General features: G+C 64.9%; 25 protein-coding genes and 1 pseudogene. 15 read left to right on the top strand and 11 right to left on the bottom strand.

What is annotated here, in order from left to right:
* Positions 1–84 precede the first annotated feature (84 nt).
* Positions 85–465, top strand: coding sequence for a nuclear transport factor 2 family protein (locus OHA42_RS29050; RefSeq protein WP_406230971.1), 381 nt, complete (start codon positions 85–87; stop codon positions 463–465).
* A gap of 182 nt (positions 466–647) precedes the next feature.
* On the opposite strand, the gene OHA42_RS29045 is transcribed toward OHA42_RS29050, so the two are convergent.
* A complete protein-coding gene (locus tag OHA42_RS29045; protein WP_406230970.1) occupies positions 648–1565 on the bottom strand; it encodes a Ku protein in 918 nt (305 codons plus the stop codon).
* Positions 1562–2665, bottom strand: a complete 1104-nt coding sequence (locus OHA42_RS29040; RefSeq protein ID WP_406230969.1) for a lycopene cyclase family protein — start codon at positions 2663–2665, stop codon at positions 1562–1564. The genes OHA42_RS29045 and OHA42_RS29040 overlap by 4 nt, the downstream gene beginning before the upstream one ends.
* Before the next feature lie 506 nt (positions 2666–3171).
* Between OHA42_RS29040 and OHA42_RS29035 the strand changes: the two genes are divergently transcribed.
* Entirely contained in the window at positions 3172–5376 is a 2205-nt protein-coding gene (locus OHA42_RS29035) for an MMPL family transporter (RefSeq protein WP_406230968.1), read from the top strand.
* Between the two features lie 63 nt (positions 5377–5439).
* Here the strand turns inward: OHA42_RS29035 and OHA42_RS29030 are convergent, their stop codons facing one another.
* A complete protein-coding gene (locus tag OHA42_RS29030) occupies positions 5440–6204 on the bottom strand; it encodes an SDR family oxidoreductase (RefSeq protein WP_406230967.1) in 765 nt (254 codons plus the stop codon).
* Between the two features lie 469 nt (positions 6205–6673).
* On the opposite strand from OHA42_RS29030, the gene OHA42_RS29025 reads away from it, so the two are divergent.
* The 5 genes and pseudogenes from OHA42_RS29025 (at position 6674) to OHA42_RS29005 (ending at position 11631) form a co-directional block, all read left to right on the top strand.
* On the top strand, positions 6674–8383 hold the full coding sequence (locus OHA42_RS29025) for an enoyl-CoA hydratase-related protein (protein WP_406230966.1): 1710 nt from the start codon (positions 6674–6676) through the stop codon (positions 8381–8383).
* A 400-nt stretch (positions 8384–8783) separates the two neighbouring features.
* Entirely contained in the window at positions 8784–9881 is a 1098-nt protein-coding gene (gene cbiM, locus OHA42_RS29020) for a cobalt transporter CbiM (RefSeq protein ID WP_406230965.1), read from the top strand.
* Positions 9878–10825, top strand: coding sequence for a cobalt ECF transporter T component CbiQ (cbiQ, locus tag OHA42_RS29015; RefSeq protein ID WP_406230964.1), 948 nt, complete (start codon positions 9878–9880; stop codon positions 10823–10825). Before cbiM ends, cbiQ begins: the two co-directional genes overlap by 4 nt.
* Positions 10713–10979: pseudogene (locus OHA42_RS29010) on the top strand (hypothetical protein); the annotation flags it as partial. The gene cbiQ and the pseudogene OHA42_RS29010, both read left to right, overlap by 113 nt.
* 94 nt (positions 10980–11073) lie before the next feature.
* A complete protein-coding gene (locus OHA42_RS29005) occupies positions 11074–11631 on the top strand; it encodes an energy-coupling factor ABC transporter ATP-binding protein (protein WP_406230963.1) in 558 nt (185 codons plus the stop codon).
* 13 nt (positions 11632–11644) lie between these two features.
* Here the strand turns inward: OHA42_RS29005 and OHA42_RS29000 are convergent, their stop codons facing one another.
* On the bottom strand, positions 11645–11845 hold the full coding sequence (locus OHA42_RS29000; RefSeq protein WP_406230962.1) for a zinc transporter Slc39a7: 201 nt from the start codon (positions 11843–11845) through the stop codon (positions 11645–11647).
* Positions 11842–12078 carry a hypothetical protein gene (locus OHA42_RS28995; RefSeq protein WP_406230961.1) on the bottom strand — a complete coding sequence of 79 codons (237 nt, stop codon included), beginning with the start codon at positions 12076–12078 and terminating at the stop codon, positions 11842–11844. The genes OHA42_RS29000 and OHA42_RS28995 overlap by 4 nt, the downstream gene beginning before the upstream one ends.
* Positions 12079–12202: 124 nt before the next feature.
* Here OHA42_RS28995 and OHA42_RS28990 point away from each other — a divergent pair, with 124 nt between their 5' ends.
* From OHA42_RS28990 to OHA42_RS28980, 3 genes are all read left to right on the top strand, one after another.
* Positions 12203–12742 carry a Fur family transcriptional regulator gene (locus OHA42_RS28990; RefSeq protein WP_406230960.1) on the top strand — a complete coding sequence of 180 codons (540 nt, stop codon included), beginning with the start codon at positions 12203–12205 and terminating at the stop codon, positions 12740–12742.
* A gap of 303 nt (positions 12743–13045) precedes the next feature.
* Positions 13046–13813 carry a class I SAM-dependent methyltransferase gene (locus OHA42_RS28985; protein WP_406230959.1) on the top strand — a complete coding sequence of 256 codons (768 nt, stop codon included), beginning with the start codon at positions 13046–13048 and terminating at the stop codon, positions 13811–13813.
* 175 nt (positions 13814–13988) lie between these two features.
* Positions 13989–14621 carry a glyoxalase gene (locus OHA42_RS28980; protein WP_406230958.1) on the top strand — a complete coding sequence of 211 codons (633 nt, stop codon included), beginning with the start codon at positions 13989–13991 and terminating at the stop codon, positions 14619–14621.
* A gap of 139 nt (positions 14622–14760) precedes the next feature.
* Here OHA42_RS28980 and OHA42_RS28975 read toward each other — a convergent pair whose 3' ends face one another.
* The gene (locus OHA42_RS28975; RefSeq protein WP_406230957.1) at positions 14761–16227 is read right to left on the bottom strand and encodes a peptidoglycan DD-metalloendopeptidase family protein; all 1467 of its coding nucleotides are present in this window, start codon (positions 16225–16227) and stop codon (positions 14761–14763) included.
* Positions 16228–16699: 472 nt separating this feature from the next.
* On the opposite strand from OHA42_RS28975, the gene OHA42_RS28970 reads away from it, so the two are divergent.
* Both OHA42_RS28970 and OHA42_RS28965 read left to right on the top strand, forming a co-directional pair.
* On the top strand, positions 16700–18331 hold the full coding sequence (locus OHA42_RS28970) for an ABC-F family ATP-binding cassette domain-containing protein (protein ID WP_406230956.1): 1632 nt from the start codon (positions 16700–16702) through the stop codon (positions 18329–18331).
* Between the two features lie 81 nt (positions 18332–18412).
* A complete protein-coding gene (locus OHA42_RS28965) occupies positions 18413–18646 on the top strand; it encodes a helix-turn-helix domain-containing protein (RefSeq protein ID WP_328402750.1) in 234 nt (77 codons plus the stop codon).
* A gap of 21 nt (positions 18647–18667) precedes the next feature.
* Here OHA42_RS28965 and OHA42_RS28960 read toward each other — a convergent pair whose 3' ends face one another.
* From OHA42_RS28960 to OHA42_RS28945, 4 genes are all read right to left on the bottom strand, one after another.
* Entirely contained in the window at positions 18668–19630 is a 963-nt protein-coding gene (locus OHA42_RS28960) for a hypothetical protein (protein ID WP_406230955.1), read from the bottom strand.
* Between the two features lie 12 nt (positions 19631–19642).
* Positions 19643–20095, bottom strand: a complete 453-nt coding sequence (locus tag OHA42_RS28955) for a hypothetical protein (RefSeq protein WP_328402746.1) — start codon at positions 20093–20095, stop codon at positions 19643–19645.
* Positions 20096–20395: 300 nt separating this feature from the next.
* Positions 20396–20812 (bottom strand): acyl-CoA thioesterase, encoded by a 417-nt coding sequence (locus tag OHA42_RS28950; RefSeq protein WP_406230954.1) that lies wholly within the window; start codon positions 20810–20812, stop codon positions 20396–20398.
* 119 nt (positions 20813–20931) lie between these two features.
* Positions 20932–21432, bottom strand: coding sequence for a cupin domain-containing protein (locus tag OHA42_RS28945; RefSeq protein WP_406230953.1), 501 nt, complete (start codon positions 21430–21432; stop codon positions 20932–20934).
* A gap of 71 nt (positions 21433–21503) precedes the next feature.
* On the opposite strand from OHA42_RS28945, the gene OHA42_RS28940 reads away from it, so the two are divergent.
* Together OHA42_RS28940 and OHA42_RS28935 are read left to right on the top strand one after the other, a co-directional pair.
* Positions 21504–22010: a MarR family winged helix-turn-helix transcriptional regulator gene (locus OHA42_RS28940; RefSeq protein WP_406230952.1), complete on the top strand. Its 507-nt coding sequence runs from the start codon at positions 21504–21506 to the stop codon at positions 22008–22010.
* Positions 22011–22107: 97 nt separating this feature from the next.
* Positions 22108–22902, top strand: a complete 795-nt coding sequence (locus OHA42_RS28935) for a hypothetical protein (protein ID WP_406230951.1) — start codon at positions 22108–22110, stop codon at positions 22900–22902.
* 101 nt (positions 22903–23003) lie between these two features.
* On the opposite strand, the gene OHA42_RS28930 is transcribed toward OHA42_RS28935, so the two are convergent.
* Positions 23004–23900, bottom strand: coding sequence for an alpha/beta fold hydrolase (locus OHA42_RS28930; RefSeq protein ID WP_406230950.1), 897 nt, complete (start codon positions 23898–23900; stop codon positions 23004–23006).
* 96 nt (positions 23901–23996) lie between these two features.
* Here OHA42_RS28930 and OHA42_RS28925 point away from each other — a divergent pair, with 96 nt between their 5' ends.
* Positions 23997–24467: a MarR family winged helix-turn-helix transcriptional regulator gene (locus OHA42_RS28925; RefSeq protein ID WP_406230949.1), complete on the top strand. Its 471-nt coding sequence runs from the start codon at positions 23997–23999 to the stop codon at positions 24465–24467.
* Positions 24468–24497 lie beyond the last annotated feature (30 nt).

Here is a 24497-nt window from a genome sequence, read left to right as displayed (position 1 = left end):
CAAGTATCACCGCGCGACCGGACCGGCCGCCATTACATCCCTGGTAATCGACACGCGCACCGCACCGCTGCGACGGTTACCGCCATGACACAGAACACCCTGTCCGCCGACAACAAACAACTTGTGCTGCACGGCCTTGCCGAGTTCGCGAAGGGCAACATCGAGGTCCTGCGCGACCTGCTGCACGAGAATTTCATCGAGCACAGTCCCGGCAATCCCTCTGGCCGCGATGCCTTCATCGAATTCATCGCGGACTCTCCGGTCGCCGCCGGGCGGTTGGAGATCAAACGCGTGATTACCGATGCCGACTTCGCGGTCGTGCACTACCACATGATTCCGCCCGGCGACGAGCGCGGCCTCGCCGTGGTCGATGTCTGGCGGCTGGTAGACGGACGCATCGTCGAGCACTGGGACGTCGTGCAGCCGGTGCCCGACGCCGCCGAGATCCCGCACGGGATGTTCTGAGCAGACCGGCTCGGGTGCGTTCAGCGAGCGCCCCGACCTTCACCCGCGAGGCGGCTGCGACGGATCAGGGCCCGCTTGGTGCCGGGTGCCACCGCGGGCAGCACATCCTCGGGTTCGGGCTCGGTGGGATTGGGCCGGACGAACAGGGTGACCGTTGCGGCTGTCCGCTCGGTCCGAGCGACTCACGCCCCCTTGCGGGCAGTTGCCTTCTTCGCGGGCTTCTTCGCCGGTTTGTCGGCGGCCTTCTTTGCTGCCGCCTTCTTCGCAGGGGCGGCCTTCTTGCCGGCGCTCTCGCTGCTGCCATCGGACGCGGCGCGGCGGCCGCTGGCTTCCAGGCTGCGCTGCAATGCGGCGACCAGGTCGACCACCTCGGCATCCATCTCGGCGGGGGCCGGCTCGGGCCGGCCGGCCACCTTGCCGGTGCCGCTGGCGATGGCATCGTCGAGCACCCGCTGGAGTTCGATCTGATACTCGTCGGTGTATTGGCCGGGATCGAAATCGTCGGACATGGACTCGACGAGCGTCTCGGCCATCTTGATCTCTTGTGGTTTGGGCTCGGCGACGCCGTCGAGCGACTCGAATTCGGCCGCTCGGACCTCGTCGGGCCACAGCAGCGTCTGCAGCACCAGCATCCCCTCGCGCACCCGCAACGCCGCAAGTCTGGTCTTCTGCCGCAGCGTGAAATGCACGAGCGCGGTGCGGTCGATGCGCTCCAGCGTTGTCGCGAGCAGTACATAAGCCTTCGGCGTATTCGAGTCGGGCTCGAGGTAGTAGCTCTTGTCGAAGAAGATCGGGTCGATCTGCTCCGACGGCACGAATTGCAGGACCGGGATCTCGTGTTTTTCGGCCGCAGGGAGTTTTGCGAAGTCCTCGTCGGTGAGAATGATCTTGTCGCCCTCGGGCGATTCGTAGGCTTTGTCGATATCGGCGTATTGCACGGACTTTCCGCAGACCGTGCACACCCGGTCATATTTGATTCGCCCGCCGTCCTTGGCGTGCACCTGATGAAACCGTATGTCGTGGTCCTCGGTGGCGGTGTAGACCTTGACCGGGACGTTTACCAGCCCGAATGCGATCGAGCCCTTCCAGATCGCCCTCATGCTCCCATGATGGCGGAACGAATTCGAATACGCGAGCGAACCGGAATCCGCAGTGTCGCCGCGGCGATTCGGCGCCGCATTCCGGGGGGTAATCCGGCGAACAGCGTCCGCATGGCACCGAGCGTGCCGCCGAGATCGGTTCGCCCGGACAAATACGCCCGCTGCAACTCGGGTGGCAGCGAGAAGAAGACATCGAAGAAGACCGGAATCTCGGCGGGCGGCAAGGCGAGCAGAGCACGCAGACCGGCCGCCCGCAGCAGGTGGACCGCCCGTGCCGCGGCGGACCACGGCGAGTCTCCTCCCGCTACCGCGTCGGCGGCGGTGAGCGCGGCCGCGACGCTGTATCCGGTGGCGGGATGGGTGAAACCGCCTGCGGCGCCGAACCTTCGCGGCCCCGGTCGACCGCCCTCAATCGGGAAACGCACCCGCTCCACCGGTTCGTTTCCGGTGAGCTCGATACCGCGGAAACGTAATCGGTGCTCGAGGCGATCGCGCAATACCGCGCCGTCGAGTGCAGGCCGTCCGGCGAGGCAGGTCTCCTCGAGCAGCATCGCACCGCCGCCGAGGGGCACCGCGTACAGGAAGGACGGCGGCGCCTCCGGATGTGCGCCGTTGTCCGGGCGCCAATCCATGAACAGCGGGTCGACGCGGCCGTCCGCGACGACCACCCCGTATGCGGTCTGTTCGGCCAAGGCGGCGGAGCGGGCGATGCCGCGGGCGTCGATGACACGGGCGCCGTTCAGCACCGTCCCCGACGCCAGCGACACCGAGTGACGCTCGAGGCCGACGACCCGGTCGGCGATTACGTCTGCACCGGCCAACTCGAGGGATTCCTGTAGTCGAGGTGTGTCGAGAACGGCATAGCGTCGCGCTATGCGGTGGCCCAGCGTGCCCCACGCGGTCGGCTCATCGACCGTCGCGCCGACAGCTGCCGGGTCCAGCCACGCGGGCAGCTCGTCTTCCCAGGCGGCGTAGGTCGCCGACCAGAGCCGGTCGGGGAACGGATCGATGGCGGTGACCGAAAGGCCATGGGCGAGACTGCGATGTACCAACGCGCGACCTGCGGGGCCGAGGCCGCACACGATGATGTCTGCGGTCATGCCACGCCTGTCGTGCGATGTACTTGCCAGGGTGAGGTGGATTCGAATCCGGGCATCGGTCGCGCGCGTCCTTTCGTTCGGGCCGAGCTTAGTGGGGGCGTGTGATACCGAAGATCTCTGGTGACCATTCGCCGACCGGACGGTGATCCATTTCATATCCGGGTCCCGGACGGCGGTGGGCACGTCGGTCTCCATCCGCACTCCGTCGAGTGAAGTCCCCAGGTGGTAGCTACTTTCCGCGAGTATCGAAGTGATGCTCGCACGCTTTGCTCGGCAGTTGCGGGAATTGTGTTCTCGCTCACCGGTTTTGCCGGTCCGGTTGTTACGATCTCCGAGCGCCGACGCCAGCTCCCGATGCCCGGTGTCGCGGTGGTCGACGGTGATCGGCGCGCTGGTTCGCCCTGGGCTGTTGCCCGATGCGGGAGTGCCAGGTTGGTGGCGAAAGCCGGGCGAGCTGTTGCCGCGGCGCAGGACGCGCTGCGGCACAAGGAGTTAGGGGTAAGGCAGTGTTCGAACTGACCAGGCGGCGCAGCCGGCAGGTCCTGGCCGTATTCGCGGTGTTTGCGCTGGCGATGGGCATGCTCAGCTCGACGCTGTTCGATCGGGTGCAAGGCGGCGGATACTCCGACCCCAACGCCGGATCCGCACGCGCCACCGAGATTTTGCGCGAAGAATTCGGCCAGGCAGCGCCGAACTTCGTGCTGCTGGTGCAGACCCGGAAGTCGGTCGACGACCCGGAATCGGCCACCGCCGCAGCCGAGTTGGCGCAGCGGCTGATGGACGAGTCCGATGTCTCGAGTGTCGCGTCGTATTGGACCGACGGCAAGCCGCCCGCGCTCGCCAGCACCGATGGTGCCAAAGGGCTGATCGTCGCCAGCATTCTCGGCGACGAAGCGGACGTCGATAGAAAAGTCGGCGGTCTCGCCGACAAGTACGGCGGTAGGCACGGCGTGCTCGATGTTCGGGTCGGTGGCTACGCAATGCTGTTGCACGAGACCGTGCAACAAAGCGAGCAGGACGCCGTGCTCGGCGAATCCATCGCCTTCCCGGTCACCCTGCTCGCGCTGTTGTTCGTGTTCGGCGGCCTGGTTGCGGCCAGTCTGCCGCTGGTCGTCGCCCTCGTTACCGTCATGATCACCATGGGCGCGCTGTGGTTGATCACCCTGTGCACCGATCTGGCCGCGACCGCGACCAATGTCGCGACTCTGCTCGGATTCGGCTTGGCGATCGACTACAGCCTGCTGATCATCAACCGCTTCCGTGACGAACTCGCCATCGGTGCGCAGCCGGCCGCGGCGGTGCGCGCGACCATGCGTTCGGCAGGTCGGACAGTTGCCTTCTCCGCCGTCACGGTTGGTGTCGCACTGTCCGGGCTGCTGTTCTTCCCGCTGCTCGCGGTGCGTTCGATGGGGTACGCAGGCCTTGCGGTCGCGGTGATCGCGGCAACGGTGTCACTGACCGTGCTGCCGATGATCCTGTTGTTGATCGGCACCCGCATCGATAGCGGCCAGCTCGGCTGGTTCCTGCGGGCGCCGCGGCCCGCGCCCGGCGAGGGTTTCTGGCATCGCCTTGCGACTTTCGTGATGCGTCGTCCGGTGCCCATCGGCCTGGTGGTCGCCGCGCTACTGTTACTGCTCGGCACGCCGTTCCTCGGGGTGAAACTCGGTTTCCCGGATGAGCGGGCGCTGCCGGAGTCGATGAACAATCGACAGGTCACCGAGATCATCCAGCGCGATTTCACCGCGACCGACGCCAACAGCTTGGTCGCTGTATTGCCCGACAGCGCAGAAGGACTCGACGCGTACGCGAGGAAGCTCTCGGAAGTCGAAAACGTGCAGCGCGTGGACACCGCCACCGGTAGCTACTCGCACGGTGGCTTCCTCGCACAGCCGACCGAGCAGCACAAGCGCTTCGGCGCCACCGACGCCGCATACCTCGCGGTGCTTCCTGATACGACCGATCCGGACACACTGGACCGGGTGGCCGGCGACGTGCGTGCGGTACCGGCGCCATCGCGCGTGCTGGTCGGCGGCATCGCCGCGGCCAATGCCGACGCCATCGATTCGGTGATCTCGACGCTGCCGACCGCGCTCGGCTTCGTGGTGATCGTGATGCTGATCGTGCTGTTCCTGCTGACCGGCAGCGTGGTACTGCCACTGGTTGCCATCGTGCTGAGCGTGCTCAGCCTCACCGCGACCTTCGGCGCACTGGTCTGGATCTTCCAGGACGGGCACCTGTCCGGGCTGCTCGGCTTCACCGTGACCGGCGATCTACCGCCGACGGTGCCGGTGATGCTGTTCGGCGTCGCCTTCGGGCTGGCGATGGACTACCAAGTGTTCCTGCTGTCCCGAATTCTCGAGGAGTACGAGCGCACCGGCAAGAACGAGTCGGCGGTGGCGTTCGGGCTGGAACGCATCGGCCGCATCGTCACGGCGGCGGCCGTGCTGATCTCGCTGGTATTCCTGGGCTTTCTCGCTTCCGACATCACCTTCATGAAGGCCTTCGGTATCGGTCTGCCATTGGCCGTGCTCGTCGATGCGACCCTGGTGCGCGGGTTCCTGTTGCCCGCGGTGATGAAGGTGCTCGGCGACTGGAACTGGTGGGCGCCGGGTCCGCTGGAGAAGCTGCACGCCCGCTTCGGTTTCGATGAAGGCGGTTCCACGCCGCCGGTGCGCAGCCAGGTCGAGCACCGCAGGCCCGCACGAGTGTGACGACCCGAATGGCCGATGGCCGCTCGGTGTGCACCGAACGGCCATCGAATTCAGCGGGACGAGTCAGATGCCGCCGGTGGAGAGCAAGCCGCCGTCGACACGGACTGTCTCACCGGTGATCCAGGCGGCCTCGTCGGAGACCAGGAAGCCGATCAGCTTCGCCACGTCCTCCGGCGCGCCGAGACGCTTGAGCGGATACACCGATGCGGCCGCTTCCTCGTCCGCCGAGTAGAGGGCGTCGGCGAACTTCGTCTTGATAACGCCGGGGGCGACCGCGTTCACCCGGATCTTCGGGCCGAGCTGCCAGGCCAGTTCGTCGGTGAGGCGAATCAGGGCGGCCTTGGACGCGCCGTAGGCGGCGATCACGCCCGAGGAGCGGATGCCCGCGACACTGGCGACGTTCACGACCGCGCCGCCGTTGTCGCGCATCCAGGCCTTGTACGCCTCCTGGATGTAGCCGAGTGCGGCGACGACATTGACGTCGAAGATCTTGCGGACGGCATCGAGGTCGGCCTCCATCAGCGAGCCGTAGACCGGGTTGATGCCGGTGTTGTTGATCAGGATGTCCAGCGAGCCGAACTCGGAGACCGCCCGTCCGACCGCGGCTGCCCGGCTCTCCGCATCGCCGGAGTTACCCGCGAGCGCAACCACCTCACCCTGATGGCCGAGCGCTCGCAGGTCGACGGCCGCCTCGTCCAATGGCTCCGGTTTGCGCGCGGTGATCAGCACGTTTGCGCCGCGACTCAGCAATTCGGCCGCCACCGCCTTGCCGATACCTCGGCTGGCCCCGGTGACCAGTGCGCTCTTGCCCAACAGATCGGTACTCATGTGACGTCAGGTTACCTCAGTCACATGATCTGAGCGATTTCGCTCTATCTGCGGGTTCATTGCGTCATACGTTACCGCGTGTGACTTCTCGTTCTCGGGCGCTGGTCCGTGTCGCACGGTGCGCGCCGGCGGATGGGGCTGTCCGGAGGTCGCGCTCAACCCCTCGCCAGTTCGACGAGTCTCGTCATCAGCTGCGGCGAGATGGGTTGACACCGAAGATTTCTCCTTTCTCAGAAGAAGGCGCTTCGGTATTTACGGTGGCCGGTCTGACTGGTAGGTCGTCAATGGCCTGGTTTTCCACATTCTGTAGGCACAATATGTGTGTGCACACGAATCGGGGAAGTGCGTCGACCTCTGAGGGTGGTGAACTCGATAGTTCGACACAAGTGGTTTCGATTCGGATTCTGGCACCGCTGGTTCGGATGCGGGCGTAGCGAGAGGGTCGAGAGTGCAGCAGCGTGTTCTCCTTGTGAGCAGTGCCGACAACGGCCTGACCAGGCGCGCCCGGCTGGCGTTGCGCCGATCCGGACGTATGGTGCGTACAGCGGTGGTGACCACCAGCGGCGATATCGAAAAAGCCGTCGAAACATTCGACTCCGACGTGGTGATCTGTCCATTCTTAACTGTCCGCATTCCGGAATCGGTGTATACGCGATGGCCTACCGTTGTTATCCACCCAGGCCCGGTGGGTGATCGCGGAGGCAGCAGTCTCGACTGGGCTATCAGCGAGGACGAGCCGTTGTGGGGAGTAACAGCACTCTCCGCGGTTGGTACGTTCGACAGTGGACCTATCTGGGCGACAAGGATTTTCACACTGCCGCGTCTCCGTAAATCGCTCGTGTACAACGGGCAAGTGGCGAATGCGGCCATCGAGTGCATTTTGGAGGTTGCCGACAAGGCCGCCGACCCACATTTCCGTCCACTCGATCAGGAAAGTGCCCATCGCCCGATATCGCATGCGAGGGCGCGGCGGTTGATGCGCCAGAGCGACCGGGCCTTCGATTGGGCGTCCGATCCCGAGCAGATTCTGCGCCACATCCACGCCGCCGACGGTGCGCCGGGCGTGGTTTCGACGCTGGCGCAGCGGCCCGTGCGTCTCTACGACGCACACCCCGGCCGCAGTGGGCTCGACGCGGCGCCGGGGACCTTGCTCGGTCGTCGCCATCATGCGGTCGAAGTGGCCTGCGGTGGGGGCACCAGCATTTGGGTAGGCCATCTGAGCATCGATCTCGGTGATCGCTGGTCGTGCAAAGCCCCGTCCACCGCCGCGCTTGCACGGGCCGGGATCGTCCTCGGCACGATCCCGACCACAACTGCTGTGGCGGCAGGCGACGCCGGGCAGTTCACCGACATCACCTATCGGCGCTTCGGCCCGGTCGGCGAAATCGGCGCGGTGGAATTCGATTCGTACAACGGCGCAATGACCGAAAGTCTCTGCCGTCGGCTGACTTTCGTGATCCGAGCCGCAGCGCGTCAAGACACCAAGGTGCTGGTGGTGCGCGGGCGCGGTCACGCGATGTTCAGCAACGGACTCCATTTGGGCGAGATCGAGATCTCGCCTGAACCGGCGCAACAGGCGTGGCGGACCATCCGCGCGATCAACGCGCTGTGCCGCGAAATCTTGTTCTGCCGCCAGCTGTCGCTGGTGGCGATGACGTCGGCAGGGGCGGGTGGAGCAATGCTGCCGCTGTCTGCTGATGTTGTGGTCGCCACGGGCCACTCGGTCATCGACGCGCATTACCGCACAATGGGTTTGGGCGGCTCCGAGTTGCATTCCTACACCCTGCCGCGTCGCGTCGGCGCCGACACCGCGCACCGGCTACTCGAGGCCGCCGAACCGATCGATGCACTCGAGGCTCTCGATATCGGGTTCGTCGATCACGTCGGCCCCGACATCGGGTTCGACGACTGGCTGACTGCGCTGGCCAGTGAGTATGTCCAGCCTGAGCGGTGGCTGTCGACGATGAATCGCACGCGCGGGCGTCTGGCCCGCGATTTGGCCGACAAGCCGTTGGATGCCTACGAGTTCGAGGAACTCGGCGAGATGGCGCGCAACCTGTTTGCCGACAGTCTCGGGTTCGAAGCCAAGCGGCGGGCGTTTCTGTACAAAACCCCGTACCCGCGTTATCCCGAGCCACGCCACCCCCCACCTGTCCCCGCGATGGCGTCGCCGCATTAGACCAACACTGCGGCACAGGTGAGGAACCCGGCGATGCGCCATCAACGGTGGATGACGCAGGCCGAACAAGATGCTATGTCAGGAGGATTCGCACACGGCGCGTAGCGGACTCTTGCTCCGGCGGCCGTCTCGGGTGATCGGCACCATGCCCGGCAGGTCGTCGATTCAACCGGCGATGGAACTCGGCGGTCGGATGGCTGCTCGAATTCTACTGTCCAACAACGATAGTCCGGGAGCAGGAGCCGAGGTTCGCCGTCGAGGGCGTAGATGTCGGTGGTAGGTCTGGTTATGTCGGGTATCTCCGCTCGGCGACGATTCGTGCGATGTGCTGGTCTGTGCTGTGTCCGAGGTTTACCGTTGATGCCAGTTACTTGCAGATAGATCTCCTCGAGGAGTTTCGATGCACATTCCTGACGGGTATCTATCGCCGGCGACCTGCGCGGTGGGTTATGTGGTGGCCGTTCCGATCGCCGCGGTGGCGGCGCAGCGAGTCAAGAACGTCGTCAAGACCAGGCAGGTCCCCACGCTGGCGATGCTGTCTGCGGTGTCGTTTCTGGTGATGATGTTCAACATTCCGATCCCGGACGGCACCACCGCGCACGCGGTCGGCGGCGCGTTGATCGCGGTGCTATTGGGGCCGTGGGCCGCGCTGATAGCCGTGACCGTCGCGCTGGCCTTTCAAGCGCTGTTGTTCGGCGACGGCGGCGTCCTTGCCTTCGGCGTCAACGTGTTCAACATGGGCGTCGTATTGCCGTTCGTCGCCTACGGGATCTATCGGTTGCTCGCCAGGGGGAGCGTTCTGACCTCGTGGCGTCGGGTCGCCGCTGCCGCGATCGGCGGCTACGTCGGCCTCAACGCCGCCGCGATCTGTGTCGGCATCGAACTCGGCATACAGCCCGATCTGTTCCACGATGCCTCGGGCACGCCGCTGTATTCGCCCTACCATCTCTCGCAAACGTTGCCTGCGATGCTGCTTGCCCATCTGCTGATCGCGGGGTTCGCCGAGGCCGCGCTGGCCGGTGGCGTCGTCGCGTATCTACAGCAGGCCAATATCCCGCTCCTGCAAGTCAACAATCCGGGAGTGCCCGTCGATGCGGCAGACAACGTGGCGCCGAAACCGAAACTGCGTCCGTTCGCGGTAGCACTGTCGGTGATGGCGGTGCTGGTGCTGCTGACGCCACTGGGTCTGCTGGCGCCGGGAGGCGCCTTCGGCGAAGATTCGCCAGAGGACCTGGATCTCGGCGATCTCGGGCTCGACACGGTGCCGACGGGGCTCGCGAAGTACGCCGGGTTCTGGAACCACACAGTGCTCGGCGACTACGGATTCTCGAATGGTTCCCACTCCAATATCGGCTACCTGGTGTCGGCCGTGGTCGGGATCGTCGTCGTCGGAGCGGCAGTCTACCTCATCGCTTTCGGTCTGCGCGCTGTGGGCTTACGGAGTTCGATCGACAGTCGGACCGAACCCGCGCGCAGCTCGGCCGACACCGGCTCATGACCACGACCGCGCCCACCGATCCGCGTCCGGCATCCGCCCCGGCCTGGTTGCTCACTCGCGATGTCACGTTGTGCCCGTGCGGGTGTATCGGCAAGCGCCGCAAGGGGTCCTACATCGAGAAGACGCTCACCGGCGGTGCGGATCTATTGCGGCAGGTGATGTTCAGCGACGACACCTCCGCCCGGCACGGTTTACTGCAACGCATCGATGCCCGAGTCAAGATCGTCACACTGTTCGGGTTGCTGCTGGTCGGGGCGTTCCTGCACACCATCGCAGCGCTGATGGTGTTGTACGCCGCGACGCTGGTTCTGGCCGCGTGTAGTGCGGTGCCGGTCGGATTCTTCGTCAAGCGGGTGTGGCTGTTCGTCCCGATCTTTACCGGGATCGTCCTGATCCCCGCGACGCTGAGTGTGGTCACCGACGGCGAGGTGATCGTTACTCTCTGGCATTGGCACGGCCGGGCAGAAGGGATCACCCGGCAAGGTCTGATGTCGGCGCTGCTGGTCGTGGCTCGCGTGGCGTCCTCGATCAGTTCGGTCGTGCTGCTGACGCTGACCACGCCATGGACACGATTGCTCGCGTCACTGCGAACTCTCGGTGTCCCGCGCATGTTCATCCTGATCATCGGGATGGCCTATCGCTACTTGTTCCTACTGCTCGCCACGGTCACCGATATGTACCAGGCACGCAAAGCGCGCGCGGTCGGCGCCGAGAAGCACGACAAACGTGCGCGTCGATTCGTCTTCGCCACCGCTGGCGCGATGATCGGCAAGTCGATGGCGATGTCGGAAGAGGTACACCAGGCGATGGTCGCGCGTGGCTATCGCGGTGATGCCAAAGTCCTTGCCCAACCGCGGCCCTCGCGGATCGACCTGCTCTACGCCCTCGCTGTCGCGGTGTCCGGCGCGGCACTGTTGGTGGGTGAGCATGTCATCACCCGGTGAGGAATCCCAGTCCTGTCAGCTGCCCTCGGGCGGCGAGCCCGTCCTGGAGTGCACAGACCTGCGATATCGCTATCTCGGAAAGTTCGACGCTCTCTCCGGTGTATCACTGAAGGTCGCGGCGGGGGAGAAGGTCGCGCTGATCGGAGCGAACGGCTGCGGCAAGTCCACGCTGCTGAAGATATTGGACGGCTTGATATTTCCCGAGCGGGACCTACACCGCCTTCGGCGCACCTGTCACCGAGGACGCCTTGGAAGACGAGCAGATGAACAGGGGCTTCCGGTCGCGGATGGGCTTCGTTTTCCAGAACAGCGACGCGCAGGTCTTCTCACCGACGGTGCGCGACGAGCTCGCCTTCGGTCCACTGCAGCTCGGTCTGGACCGCGGTGCAGCCGCGGCCCGGGTCGAGGACGTCCTTGCCCTGCTCGGTATCGCCGATACCGCGGACCGAGCGCCGTTCCAACTCTCGGGAGGACAGAAGAAACGTGTCGCGATCGGCACCGTCCTGGTCATGAACCCGGAAGTGTTGTTGTTCGACGAGCCGACCGCCGCGCTGGATCCACGCACCAGCGAGTGGCTGACCGAGCTGATCGAGGACCTCGCCGAAGCGGGCAAAACAATCGTGCTCGCCACCCATGACCTCGACAGCTTGGATCGACTCGCCGATCGATGCATCGTTTTCGGCGAGGACCACACGATCCTTGCTGAGACCACACCAGCCGCCGCCCTCGCCGACCGGGAACTACTGCTCGAAGCCAATCTCATCCACGCGCACACCCGATTGCCGGTCCAGCAGCCCGCCGGTTGACCGCCCCCTCCGCTCAGTTGTGGGTGTGTGAGTGATCGTCGGGCATATCGCTTTGATGCACATGGCGATGCGAATGCTCGACTCCGTCATGGGTATGGGTGTGCTCGTGTTCGAGGTGGCCATGCTCATGTGCGCTGTGGGCGTGGGTATGGGTCAGTGTGCCGTGACTGTGTGCGTGGGCATGGGGCTCGACGTGGGAGTGTTCGTCGGTCATATCCCGGTTCCTTTTCTGTTTCGAGTGGGTTCTACGGCAATGCATGCATACCAGCACCCCGGGCTGATGTCCGGGAATGCCCAGTCCGGCATGTTGGGCGTTGTAAACCGCGTCCAGTACGTCGATACACCAACGGTGCTTGGCTCACCGACATGGTCGGCGAGATCGTTCACCGATAGTTCGGCATCGACCAGAGCCCACAGGATCTGAATGTGCGTCGAGTCGGTGAGCATCCTGCAACACCTCGACGACCAACAGGCTTGATCATCAGGCAACCGCATTACCCGATCATCTGCATTCCTACGCAGACAGTAGCGTTATGAGAGGAATGTAGTTTCGTGGCGAACGAGGTGCACCATGAACGAGGTCGACCATTCGGCGACAACTGCCTCGCCACTCGTGGGCGATACCGACATCGACCATGACACCGGGCCGATGCCCACCGCGGATACGTCCAGCAACCCAGCGATCGAGCACGCACGATCTATCCTGCGCAGTCACGGGTTACGGTGCACCGCACCGCGTTTGGCGGTGATGTCGGTACTGACCAGCGATCCCTCCGGAGGGCACCTCAATGCGCAGGAGATCGTCGCACGACTCACCGAGCGACGGGAACTCGTCGACCTGACCACGGTGTATCGCACGCTTGCGCGGATGGTCGAGATCGGCGCCCTGCACGTGCTCACTGTCGGGGAAAGGGCCGCGAGCTACGGGCTGACCGTACGACCCCACCACCACGCCGTCTGTACACGGTGCGCGGCGGTGATCGAAGTCCCCGCCGAACGACTGGCAACCGCGCTGGATCACGCCAGTCGCGGCAGCCGGTTCGAACTCGCTGCTAACGCCGGACTGACTCTGCACGGACTGTGTCCAGCCTGCAAACAGCCCGCGCGATAGCCGAACCGGCGGGTCGACATCGCCAGTCGGGGCCAAGCGGGTCGTGGGATTGCAACACATGACTGGGTTGTAGCGCGACAGCGGCGTGCCGATGCTGGGCGAAATGTACGCGCTCGCGGCGCGATCGACAGATGTGCGGGTCTGTAAGCGGTCGGGGAAGCCTTTCGCTTCGAACTGGACTAAATGGTCGGTTATTGAGCTCGGCGCACTTTATGCTGGGGCCTCGGACCACGTCGACCGGGGAGGGCTGGGCGGCGGTTATCGCAGGATGCGCGAAATACCTTACATTCGAGGAGGATTCGTGTGACGATCAGCAAGCTTGATATTTCGCGAGCGTGGTACTGGATCGGCCGGTGGGATCGCCAGCAGGAGCACTACATGCCCGATCGCGAACAGCGGTTCGAGGCTATCGGTGATGTTCTGACCGAACTCGTCGACCGGACGGACCCGTTGATCGTCGACCTCGGCGTCGGGCCGGGAACGCTGTCGGACCGGCTGCTCACGCGCATGCCCGCCGCAGCCATCGTCGGCGTGGACGCGGATCCACTCCTGCTGACGTTGGCCGAGATGACCCTGGGGTCACCGCGATTCCGCACGGTGAACGCCGATCTGCGCGAGCGCGATTGGCTCGACAGACTCCAATTGCATCGAGCGCCAGATGCTTTCGTGAGCACCACCGCTCTGCATTGGATGAACCGCGAACCGCTCCGCGCGCTGATCCGGGCCTGCGCGGGGACGCTCGCACCCGGCGGTCTGTTCATCGACGGGGACCATCTCTACGAGGGGGCGACCGGCCCGCGACTGGACGCACTGGGCAAAGCCATGACCGCCCGCCGTGCCCAACGAGTAGGAACCGCCGGTCTGGAGGACTGGGAGGCGTGGTGGGCAGCGGTCGATCGCGCTCCCGAACTTGCCGACCTGGTCCGCGTGCGCGACGGGGGATTCGCCCACACGGTTCACGACCGGCCCACCGTCCACGACTACATCGCCTTCGCGTACGAGGCGGGCTTCGCCGAAGCCGGAATCGTGTGGCAGTACGGCGACGACCGCGTAGTGGTCGGGATCCGATAGCCGGCCAGGGCACCCGGGGAACGACCGCGTTTTCGGCTATGCGAACTGGTCGAGGTACCGGCTAGCGCTTATCCGGCTCCACGCGGCCGGCGCGGAGAGGGATGTTGCCGTGCATGGCGAAACCGATCAGGAATCGAGAAGCACAGGCTACCGAGCAGCAATTAGCGTGGCTGCCATGGACATCACTACGCACCAGACCTCTATCGAGTCCGTCACCTTGGAGGTGCCCGACCCCGCGGCCGCCACGGCCTTCTACGCCGCCGCGTTCGGTCTCGGCGACAAAGTACGCGTCCGCGCCTCGGAGACGCCGACGACCGGCTTTCGTGGCTTCATCCTGTCGCTCGTGGTGTCTCAGCCGAGCACTGTCGACAGCCTCATCGGCACCGCGCTCGACGCAGGCGCGACCACGCTGAAGCAGGCCAAGAAGAGCTTCTGGGGCTATGGCGGCGTCGTCCAGGCCCCGGACGGGGCGATCTGGAAGGTCGCGACGTCATCGAAGAAGAACACCGGCCCGGCCACCCGGGAGGTCGACGATTTCGTGGTGCTCCTCGGGGTCGACGACGTCAAGGCGACCAAGCAGTTCTACCTCGACCGCGGCCTGGCCGTGGCAAAGAGCTTCGGCAGCAAGTACGTCGAGTTCGACACCCCGCCGGCTTCGGTCAAGCTGGCGCTCTACGGGCGCCGTGCCGCCGCCAAGGATGCCGGCATCCCCCCGGAGGGCACCGGGTCGCACCGGATCGTCATCGGCGGCAATACCGGGCCCTTCACCGACCCGGACGGGTTCGCGTGGGAGGCCGGCCCGGCCTGAGCCGGTCGCCGGTCGGCCGCGAGCAGAACGTGACCGTCCTGCCGCCGAGCCTGGTCGAGATTCGCTGTTCTCGGCGCACGACGATCGTGGATGCGCGGTGCCACCGTCGCTGCGTTCCGGGGTCGGTGCAACACCGCACTCATACTTGTAGCCCGTTGGCGGCCAGGTAACCGCGAGGATCCACCGACTGGCCGTTCCGGCGAACCTCGTAGTGCAGGTGGTTGCCGGTGGAATTGCCGGTCGATCCGACTGCGCCGATCACTGTTCCCGCGGGGATCTGATCGCCCACTCGCACCCGGATGCTGCCTGCGGTTTGGTGGGCGTAGATGGTCTCGGTGCCGTCCGCAGACCGAATCCGCACGTGATAGCCGTAGCCGCTGCCACTGTTGCCTGCTTGAATCACGGTGCCACCGGTAGCGGCGTAGATAGGGGTGCCCGCGGCGGCCGCAAGGTCGATACCGCCGTGGTGGTCGCCGTTGCGGGGGCCGTAGCCGGAACTGACGCGGTAATTGCCGGGGTCCAGCGGTAGCCTGGCACGTCCGTCGCCCGGCTGCCCGGTGCCGCTGATCGCTGTTTGCCTTCCGGCTATGCCATTGAGGTACTGGTTGGTGAGCTGGTTGACCGCCGTGGCGGTTTCGGAGGCGTTCGCTTGACCGCTGCCGACGATCGTCTGGGCTTTTTGCAGTGCGGCGGTGAGTATTTGGTGCACTTTCCGCTGCCCGGCCTTGGTGTAGGCGTTCGGACCGAGCTCGGCCAATTCCACATTGACCTCACGAATGATCCGAAGAATGGCTTTTTTGTCGACTTTGTTGGATCCGGCCAGGCCTACCAGGTGTTGCGCGAGTCCATTGTCGAGGGTATTGAACGCCGTCGCTGCATTCTTCTGGAACATGGACCGCGCTCGGAGGGCCGTTGCGGTGGCGCCTGAGCCGTTGACCGCGCCGGGTCGGGTCGCCAGGCTGCCGGTGTTCGAGGCGGTGTCACCGTCTTCCTCGCCGTACAGGACTGCCAATTTCTCCAACGCTGCGAGCGCTTGTTGAGCCTCGGGGGTCAGGCCGGCACCGGTGGCGTCGACTGCAGGAGCCGCAGCGACGGGGGATCCGGAGTCGTTGTTGGACAGCCCTGCCAGCGCCGAGGCCAGCATCGGCAGTGCGGACAGCGCCGCCGAGCCCGCGGTCGGCGCGAGCTGCGCGAGCATCTCGGGATCGAGCCCCATCGATGCCGGTGCCGCGGCGGCGGGTGTGATGGCCGGTGGGGGTGTCTGCGTAATCGAAGGTTGCGCGGGCTCCGCAGGCGCGGTCGTACTGGCGGCAGGCGTCGCCGGTGCCGCGCCGGTGCCGACGGCGGGGGTGGGGCGCAGTGACGGCAACCCGTGCCACGGTGGGGCGGAACTCGGTGGTGCTGTGGCCCCGGACGGATTCGGCGGTGCCGTGGCCCCGGACAGATTCCGACCCAGATTTGCCAGTGCCAGAGCCGTTTTCGCTACGACGTCCGACTGTCGTTCCGGCGGGGGCTGTCCCGGCGCAGCGGGCTGGTCTGTAGTCGGCTCGTCGTCGGTAGCGGCGTCGGGGTCCGTGATCAGCTGTGGCAACTCGCTGCTAGTCACCACGGCCTCCCCAAGCCTCAGGCTTCATCGACTCGCTCCTTTGACGCCGCTGTTCCATTAGCGATTGTGATCGTTCCGCCGGTGGCCACGTCCTCATCTATGGGAACAGGTTCCCAATTCTTCAGGGCAGCAAGGAAATACACAATTCCTGCCGTCGACGGCAGGCGCGGTGGCCACGCATAGCAGCTGATCGCGGTTCCGGTGGTTGGCACACATCGAAACGGCCTACGCGCTTCCACGACATCCGCCCCGGGCCGCCGACTATTTCGACATCCGCGCCAGATGGAAGTAGGGGGTGAGCCGACGGGGTCGGCCGGCGTCGGAAGGTCCCGGAACGTTACCGCGGTCACACCGGGCTCGCTGGGTGTAAGAGCGGTCTCCGGGGGCAGGTAAAATCGGTGGTTCTTGCGCTGATCTCGTCGCACAATCGAGCAGCCAACGACCAGCACCACGTATCCGTGAGGAGAAGCCTGTGATCACCGCGACGGACCTGGAGGTCCGGGCCGGAGTCCGCACCCTGCTGTCGGCCCCGGGGCCGGCACTGCGGGTGCAGGCCGGCGACCGGATCGGACTGGTCGGGCGCAATGGCGCGGGCAAGACCACCACACTGCGCATTCTGGCAGGTGAGGGCGAACCCTACGCCGGGAAAATCTTGCGATCCACCGATATCGGCTACCTGCCGCAGGACCCGCGCGAGGGCAACCTGGACGTGCTCGCCCGCGATCGCGTCCTTTCCGCGCGCGGACTCGACGCATTGCTGCGCGACATGGAAAAACAGCAGGCGCTGATGGCCGAGGTGGTCGACGATGCCGAACGCGACAAAGCTGTGCGCAAATACGGACGGCTGGAGGAGCGTTTCTCGTCGCTCGGCGGTTATGTCGCCGAGAGCGAGGCCGCGCGGATCTGCAACAGCCTCGGCCTGCCCGACCGCGTGCTCGGCCAGCCGCTGCGCACCCTGTCGGGTGGCCAGCGCCGCCGAATCGAGTTGGCGCGCATCCTGTTTGCCGCCTCCGACGGCAGCGGCGGTCGCTCCGACACGATCCTGCTGCTCGACGAGCCGACCAACCACCTCGACGCCGACTCCATCACCTGGTTGCGTGGCTTCCTGCAGAACCACGACGGCGGACTGATCGTGATCAGCCACGATGTCGAACTGCTCGGTGACGTGGTCAACAAGGTGTGGTTCCTGGACGCGGTGCGCGGCGAGGCCGACATCTACAACATGGGCTGGAAGAAGTATCTCGACGCCCGCGCCACCGACGAACAGCGCAGACGCAGAGAACGTGCGAATGCCGAGAAGAAGGCGAGCGCGCTGCGCGTGCAGGCCGCCAAACTCGGCGCCAAGGCCACCAAGGCCACTGCGGCGCAGAATATGGCCAAGCGTGCCGATCGGCTGATGGCGGAGCTCGATGACATCCGGGTCGCCGACAAGGTGGCGCGGATCAAGTTCCCCGAGCCCGCGCCGTGTGGCAAGACGCCGCTGATGGTCAAGAACCTGACCAAGGTGTACGGCTCGCTGGAGATCTTCACCGGTGTGGAGTTCGCGATCGACAAGGGCAGTCGGGTCGTGGTGCTCGGACTCAACGGTGCGGGCAAAACCACGCTGCTGCGGCTGCTCGCGGGTGTGGAGACCCCGGATTCGGGTGGACTCGAAGAAGGCCGTGGTCTGAAGATCGGCTACTTCGCCCAGGAACACGACACGCTCGACGACAACGCATCGGTGTGGGAGAACATCCGGCACGCGTCGCCGGACGCGGGGGAGCAGGAGCTGCGCAGCCTGTTGGGCGCATTCATGTTCACCGGCCCGCAGCTGGATCAGCCCGCGGGAACGCTGTCAGGTGGTGAGAAGACCCGCCTCGCGCTGGCCGGGCTGGTGTCTTCCGCGGCGAATGTACTGCTGCTCGACGAGCCGACCAACAACCTCGATCCCGTCTCGCGTGAGCAGGTGCTGGACGCATTGCGTAGCTACGCGGGTGCCGTTGTGCTCGTCACGCACGACCCCGGCGCGGCCGAGGCGCTGAATCCGGAGCGTGTGATCTTGCTTCCGGACGGCACCGAGGACCACTGGTCCCAGGATTATCTGGAACTGATTCAGCTCGCGTGATTTTCATCACAAGGATCTGTTGATCACGGCCCGCTGAGTGCTTAGCCTGGATACACGCGGCTCGGCGACTCGGAGGAAGCCATGAGCGACAGGCCCACACAAGTCAAGACCCCATTGGGTAGGGGCACACGCGTCACCGGTAGGTCACGCGATCGGCTACAAACCCAGTTGAAGAAGCAATACGAGGCGGGCGCAAGCATTCGTTCGCTGGCCCGGTCTACCGGACGTTCGTACGGTTTCATCCACAACGTGCTGGTGGAGTCGCATGTGCAACTCCGCAGCCGCGGTGGCGCGAACCGCCGGAAGAGCTCGTAGCGGTTTCGAACCGCTCTGTGCTCAGTACCCCGGCACTGCGCCGTCACCATCCACCAGGAGATTGCCGAGGCTACGGAAGATCGGCAGCCCCGTCTTGATCTCCAGGTAGGCGAACTGGCCCTGCGGGTTGACCTCGAGGAAGTAGTACTCGCCGTCGACACCGAGGCGCAGGTCCAGGACGCCGAAGCTCAGGCCGAGCGCGCCCATCAGGGTGGCCAATGACTTACTGACGGATGCGGGCAGATTGGCGCGGGTGAAGTCCACGGTGGTGTCCAACCGCGAGTCCACCCGGCCGACACCGGCCTGTGAGTCGATCCGGACCGTCCATTCGACACCGTCGACCCACACGACCCGCAGATCGCACTCGGCTTGGACGTAATCCTGGAATGTAGTGGGCGCGGAGCGGATGCCTGCGAGCTTGCCGAAGTCGCCCCGGGTGATGATCCTGGTCTCGGCGAATTCTGCGCGCCCGGTTCCGGTGCGCTTGTAAACGACAGCGCCGGAACGGGATTCGACAAAACTGCGCGCCTCGTCCGGATCGTTGGTGATAAGGGTCTCCGGGATGACGAATCCCGCTCGCTGTGCGGTCTGCAGCTGCACGATCTTGCGGGTGGCAGTGCGGTCGGCACCGGGGTCGTTGACCCAATTTGCCGGGATCGACCACAGCAGCCCTTGGATGAACCCGTCGCACTCGGCTTGGCGGTAGGCATCGTCGGATGCGCGCACGCCGACCGGAACCCGCGTCGGGTGTGGTCGTCGCCACCACACCGAACGCACGTCGTCGATCCCGATCAGATGCGACAGTGATCGCGCAGTGCCGAACCGGTCGAGCCGGAAACTTCCGGATTCGCGCGGAAAGTCGCGGAGGTCGAGTTGAATCGGGCTGAGCCCGTGGTGTTCTCGCAACGTCGCCGCCATGGCGGTGCCGTGCAGATCATCGGATTCGGTGACGATCAGGACCGAACCTGTACGGCTTGCCGCCATGCGGGGTCCCGTTCAGTCGAGACTGTCGCAGTTGATGCCGTCGTCGCTACTTTCGAACGATTTGGTCTGGCAATAGGTGAAGGTCGCGCTGCCGGCGCCCGGGCAGTCGACGAGCTCGAGCGAGTCGGCCCACGACGCCGTGAGTTGTTGCAGCAGTTCATCTCCCAGTGCAAGTGACGGCTCGGCCGCGATGGTCATCGGGCGTTCGACGAGGTCGACGCGCAGGCGGCGGGTGAAGTCGGCGGTGGCGCCGGGACGAATGTCAACCAGTACCGGGCGACCGTCGGAACTCGTGGCGTGCTGATCGGGGAGCACCCGCAGTACGTCGTCCCTGCGGAACGTCCAGGTGCCCTCGTTGACCCGGACGGTGATAGCGCGTTCCGACTCGGCCACCAGTAGGCCCTGCAACGCGGGAACGCGATCTCCCGTCGGCGCGGGACCGGGAAGGTGGATGGCGTCGGTCATAGTGAGTTCTCCGATCTGCTCGCGATTTGCCAGGGCCCCCGAGCGTGATCTGAAGCATAACGTGCAGAGGCCGTCGATCGGTTCGGATCGAAAGATTTCACGGCGGCTGGCAAACCTGATACGGCGTGGGATGCGCTTGAGCCGAAAGATTTTCGGTGTGCCGGAGAACGTTGTTCAGCAATCTGCAGGCTATCGGAATACCTAGGTATGCCTAGTGGTATTGCCGAGTGTTGGCGGCTGTGCAGGCGAACGTGCAAGTTTCCGGCCGACCCATCGGGCGGTGCTGGGCGGTGACCTTGTTCAGAGGCCGAGCAGATCCGGTCGTTCGGCGAGGGTGCGGAAACGTTCACCCGGAGCCTCGATGAGCTTGCGCGCGGTGAGGTCGAGGACGCCACCGATCACCGAAACCTCGGCGGCGACCGTTCCGTCGAGCTTGCGGATCTCCTGGCGGATGCGGAAGGTTTTGCCCTGCTGCCAATCGAATTCGCAGGTGATGCTCACCTCGTCGCCGCCGCGCAGCTCGCGTCGGTACTTGATGGTGGTCTCCAGCACCACTGGCCCCACGCCGGTGGCCAGGAGCTTGTCCTGGCCCACTCCGGCGGCGCGCAGCAGTTCCCAGCGGGCGTGCTCGGCGTATTGCAGATACACAGCCTGATTCAGATGGCCTTGTGTATCGAGCTCATAGCCGCGCACTACGACAGGAACGGAAAATGTCATGTGCGGAAGAACCCAGCGTTCGGTGTGGGTTGTTCCCGTGCGCGCTGATGTCTTCGCCACATTCGCGTGATCCGGGTATCGCCCTGTCGGTCGTGGTCCACATTTGGTGAGTGCCGAAATCACCGCCGGTTGGCGTTGCGCTCGGCCCACCAGGCCGGTGCATCGATGAAATGGTTGTCGAATTCTTCCTGAGACGCGGCGAGTTCCTCGAAGGTCGCCTCGCCTTTGACGAGCCGATCGAGCAGTCGGAAGTATCCGAAGCGTTCGACGGCGGGCATCAGGGCGATCAGAATTCGTGCCGAGCTGTCCGGGGTGGCGCCGAAAGCGTGCGGCATGAGCTTGGGCACGACGATCGATCCGCCGGCGCCGACGGTGACGATCTCGTCGCCTGCCAGCACCTGCAGCTCGCCGTCGGCGACATAGAAGAGCTCGTCGGACTTGGTGTGGTAGTGCGGGGTCGCCCCGTCGGCGCCCCGCTCCATGCTGACCTCCAGGTGGCTTACCGCGCCGCCCGCTTCGCTCGAGTCGATGAGCAGTCGCATGGTGACCGAATCCGTCCGCAGAACCTCGGCGTCCTGCGGCTGGCGGATGGCGAAGCTGCGGGTGGTGGTGTCGTTCATGATGTCCTCCAACTGATTCGGTCATTGATAATTCGCTACCGAACTATATCGCAACGAATAGAATCTTGTCCATGGCCGATATGAAGCAAGATCCCGTCGACGCGCTCGTCGAGCAGTGGCGCCGGGAACGACCGGATCTCGAGCTCGACGCGATGGCCGTAATCGGTCGCCTCGGGCGGCTGCTCGTGGTTGCGCAACGAGCGATCGAAGCGGTCTTCACCGCGCACGGACTGCAGCGGGGTGAGTTCGATGTGCTTGCCGCACTGCGCCGTTCGGGGGAGCCCTTCGAACTGAACCCGTCGGTGCTCGCCGACACGCTGATGCTGTCACGCGCCGGTATGACCGGACGGCTCGATCGCCTCGAGTCGGCAGGGTTCGTCCGGCGCATCGCCGACGCCGAGGATCGTCGGGCTGTCCGCGTCACACTCACCGATTCGGGCCGCGAGCTCATCGACACCGTGGTCACCGCACACACCGAGAACGAAACCCGCATCCTGTCGGTGCTGTCGGCCACGGACCGCCGTGAACTCGACCGCATCGCTCGCACCCTGCTCGGCAGCCTCGAATACGGCGCGTGACCTGCGGGAAATAAGGTAGTTCGTTACTCGTGTGCGCGGGGGAACAGTGGGTCATCCTTGGAGTTATCGCACCGAAGTGCGGTGCACAAGGGAGAGCATGATGATCGATATCGTCACCCTCCGCGGCACGGGCGAGCCGCGGAATGCCAACGGGACGCCGACGGGGATGCTCCATGACGTCACCAAGCTGCTCGACACCGACCGCTTCACCTGCTTCGAACCGGATTGGCCCGCCTCGATCGGACCGACGCCGGATCTCTGGGGCCCGTCACTGAAGACCTCGATCCGTCGCGGCGTCGCGGCGGGCGTGCGGGCCATCCAGGACTCGCCGAATGTCTGTGGGCTGCTGAGTTATTCGCTCGGCGGCATCTGCGCGAGCAAGATTCTGGAAGGAGTGCGTTCGGGCAAGTACACCAACGCCGACGGCTCCCCCCTCGAGATCGCCTTCGCGGTGAATATCGCGAACCCACTACGCAAGCGCGGTCAGTCGGTCGGAAATCTGTGCCCCGCAACGACCTACGGACTGCACGGCGAGCGCGGCGCCTGGCCGGCCCTCGACGTGCGTGAATATGCCAATCCCGGCGACATCATCACCTCGTCGCCCCAGGACTCGCCGCTGCGGGTGATCGATGTCGGGATATCGCCGTTCTCCTTCGTCGAAGGAGCCCGCATCGGCAACGTGGCGCCGCTGATCTTCGCCGAACTGCTGAGCTTCCTGATGAACGACCCGATCGCCAACCTCGGCCGGTATGCCACGGCCGTGAACGGGGTGATCGGATATCTGACCCCGTGGCCGGACGGCCAGCACGTCCTGTACTCGGGCCATAACATGCCCGGCACCGACGTCCTCTGGACAACCCACGCCGCCGACTACCTCAACGACACCTACTGAACCCGACACCAACTGATCCCGACATCTACAGACCCGAGACCTACTGAACCGACACCTACTGAACCGAGGTTCGCCGACCCGGCGCACCATGTCGCGACCGATTACACGGCGATCGCGCAGATATTGTCGATCATGATCGGCCAGACCTCTCGGGGAAACGCACCGTGCCCGACGCCTGGCATCATGACGAGTTTCGCCCCGGGGACGGCCTTGGCGGTCGCTTGTGCGCCGGCGGGTCGAATCATCGGATCGACGGTGCCATGCATGACCAGTGTCGGCAGTCGGAGTGCGGCCAGCGCCTTGCTTCGATCCGGGGCCGCAAGCATGGCTGCCTGCTGCCGGAGCTTGCCCGCGGGGTCGTGAGCCCTCTGGAAGCTCAACGCGCCGATCTCTTCGAGCCACTTGTCGTCGAGTGGATAGTTATCGGCCGGTGTGCCGATGATCTTGTATGTGTCGACGAGTTGTTGTCCGGCTGCCTCCGCGGTGTTCACCGGATGCTTCAGCAACGCAGCAACTTTCATGCTCGTCCTGATGGTGGCGCGCCCGATGCGCGCCGATGGTGACGACATGATCGAGGTCAGCGAACGCAGCCGCTGTGGATGCTCGATCGCCATCGTTTGCGCGATCATGCCGCCGAGCGAGCCGCCGACCACGTTGGCCGAGGACCAGCCGAGATCGTCGAGTACCGCAATCGCATCGTCGGCCATGTCGCTGAGCGAATATCGGGCCGCGGCCTTCGGGCGTGTGATCAGGTCGAACAGCCTCGGCTCACCGTGGTGGGTGAGGTGCGTCGAGAGTCCGACGTCACGATTGTCCATCCGCACGACCTGGAATCCACGTCGCACCAATTCCAGACAGAAGTCCTCGTGCCAGAGCAACATTTGCGCCCCCACCCCCATGATCAGCAGGAGTGGCTCTCCGGTGCTCGGTCCGAACATCTCGTAGGCGAGTGAGGCCTCACCGTTGCGTGCTCGGCCGCGTGTTACTTCGTGAATCATTCTTTTGTCCTTCCGAGGGGGTGTCCTCGGACAGCGTAGCCGAGATTGTTCTCATGTGAACAGTTCTGATGTGAACTCGATGGGTATGATGCTCGTATGTCGCGTCCGACGGATCTATACAGCGAGTTCGGCTACTACGTTCATCAGGTCGTCGTTTTGGTCGACAAGCGCGGCGATGCGATGTTCCGTCGCGAGCTCGGCATCAGCCTGCGGCAGTTCACGCTGTTGCGGCTGTTCGACGTCGGCCCTGAGGTGCCGTCTCAACAACTCATCGCCGAACGCCTCGGCATTGCAAAGAGCGCGGTCAGCAGACAGATCGATATCGCAAGGCAACGAGGCTGGATCCAGGTCGAGGTCTCGGCGCAGTCTCGCAGGCAGCACACGCTCACCCTCACAGACGTCGGCAAGCAACTGCTCACCGACGCGAAGGCATTGATCGCGCAGTCCGAGCAACAAGGGTTCGGCGACCTGCCCCGAGCCGATGTCGAGGCCACGATCCGCACCTTGAAAGCGCTATACGGGGCACTGACCGATCCGGCGCAATCGACGCCGACCATCGGTTCATAGCCGCACCGTCGGCCGCGCGCGAAATGCGAG

This window comes from Nocardia sp. NBC_01009, assembly GCF_045208035.1.
GTDB lineage: Bacteria > Actinomycetota > Actinomycetes > Mycobacteriales > Mycobacteriaceae > Nocardia.
The sequence above is the reverse complement of the archived record's forward strand: the minus strand, read 5'-3'. Positions and strand labels throughout refer to the sequence as shown.